Consider the following 1077-nt stretch of genomic DNA (forward strand, 5'->3'; position numbering starts at 1 on the left):
CCGAGGCCAAGCGTCTGGTCAATACCGACCTGCTCGAGGTCTTCGACCTGCGGGCCGAGGAACTGGCCAAACGCTCCGCAAGCTACTTCGGCACCCCCGAGGTGATCGAGGGCATGACGGCCTTCCTGCAGCGCCGCCCACCGAGCTGGGCACAATAGGTCACCATGGCGACACCCCACGAACCCAAGCAGGACCGCAGCCGGGCCACCCGGCAGCGGCTGCTGGAGGCGACCATCGACTGCCTGTCCCAGATGGGCTGGGCGGCCGCCACGGTCGCCGTCGTCGCCGAACGCGCCGGGGTGTCCCGAGGCGCCGCCCAACACCACTTCCCCACCCGTGAAGACCTGATCACCGCCGCCCTCGAGTACATGTTCGAGACCCGCATGGCCCAGGCGAAGGCGGACGCGCTCGCGGTGGCCGAGGTAGCCGAGGGCGTCGCCCGCACCGAAGCAGTCGTAGCGGGCCTGGTCGAGTCCTACACGGCCCCGATCTTCAAAGCGGCGCTCCAGGTGTGGACGCACGCCGCCGCCGACCCGGTCCTGCGCGAACGAATCGTCCCCATGGAAGCCCGCTTCGGACGCATCTCCCACCGCATGGCGATCGAAGCCCTCGGTGTGGACGACGCCGACCCGGTCACCCACCACCTGGTCCAGGCCACCCTCGACCTCGCCCGCGGCCTCGGCCTGGCCGACGTCCTCACCGACGACTCCCTGCGCCGCAAGGAAATCGTCCAGCAGTGGGCCGCCACCCTCCACACCGCCCTCAGCGCCCGCTGACCCTCACCCCGGCCGACGGGCGCGGAAGACGAGGGTCAGCCTGCGATCAGGTAGCTGTGGATCGGTTCGAACGAGATGCGGGGCTCGGTGGTGATGCCCGCCTTCTGCAGGGCCGGGGCGAGTTGTTCGTTGGCGAAGCGCTGGAAATCCTCGGCCGAGCTCCAGACGTCGGTCACCCGGAGTCCCCGGTCGGTGGTGGTCGCCCAGTGGAAGAGTCCGCCCGTAGCCATGGGACCGCCGGGCGCGAATCCCAAGATCTCGAGAATTGCGTCGTACTGCTCGACCGTGGTGTCGTCGAGTT

The 1077-nt window shown here is 69.5% G+C and carries 2 protein-coding genes; one reads left to right on the top strand and one right to left on the bottom strand.

Annotation, left to right across the window (positions count from 1 at the left end; all coding sequences use genetic code 11):
* Positions 1 to 164: 164 nt before the first annotated feature.
* Positions 165 to 776 carry a TetR/AcrR family transcriptional regulator gene (locus tag ACIRS4_RS38800; protein WP_404205072.1) on the top strand — a complete coding sequence of 204 codons (612 nt, stop codon included), beginning with the start codon at positions 165 to 167 and terminating at the stop codon, positions 774 to 776.
* A 35-nt stretch (positions 777 to 811) separates the two neighbouring features.
* Here the strand turns inward: ACIRS4_RS38800 and ACIRS4_RS38805 are convergent.
* On the bottom strand, positions 812 to 1077 hold a 266-nt coding region (locus tag ACIRS4_RS38805), incomplete at its 5' end, for a hypothetical protein (protein WP_404205074.1).

It is taken from the genome of Streptomyces sp. NPDC101166, from assembly GCF_044768125.1.
Taxonomy (GTDB): Bacteria; Actinomycetota; Actinomycetes; order Streptomycetales; family Streptomycetaceae; genus Streptomyces.